This is a genomic window from Metalysinibacillus jejuensis (genome assembly GCF_003057615.1).
In the GTDB taxonomy this organism is placed as follows: domain Bacteria; phylum Bacillota; class Bacilli; order Bacillales_A; family Planococcaceae; genus Metalysinibacillus; species Metalysinibacillus jejuensis.
The window spans coordinates 1-375 of sequence record NZ_QAFW01000194.1 but is presented as its reverse complement, the minus strand read 5'-3'; the positions used below and the strand labels follow the sequence as shown (position 1 = coordinate 375).

Below are 375 nucleotides of genomic sequence, written 5' to 3'. Positions count from 1 at the left end.
AAGGCATCCTCAGTGAGGATGGTACCGAGGCGATTCGAAAAGCGTACTCTGAAGCGAAGAGTCGGGGCCACAGAGTGCTGCCTGTCAAGACGCCATTCTCTAGCGTGACCGTCAATAGGGTGTCAAAGGGCGATGATTCGGAGATTGCCATTATCGGTTGCGCTGATATATCTAACTGGCGGTTTGTGAATCCCAAGGACGGGACGTTGACGCCTGGCCGGATGAGGAAAGACGAACTCTCCATGAGGAGGATTGGTGACAGTTTAAAGATCGTTGAAGCTGAAAGTGCTGAGGTTGCGTCATGTCGAGTATGAAGGGTTTATCGCTGGTTCTGGCAACGTCTTTCATGTTGAGTTTTTCTCCCGGGTCTTCTTT

Annotated in this window: 1 protein-coding gene; it reads left to right on the top strand. The window is 50.9% G+C overall.

Annotated elements, in window-relative coordinates; translation table 11 throughout:
- Positions 1-314 (top strand): hypothetical protein (locus DDE80_RS15520; protein WP_108308668.1); only part of this gene is annotated, 314 nt, incomplete at its 5' end.
- Positions 315-375: the final 61 nt, after the last annotated feature.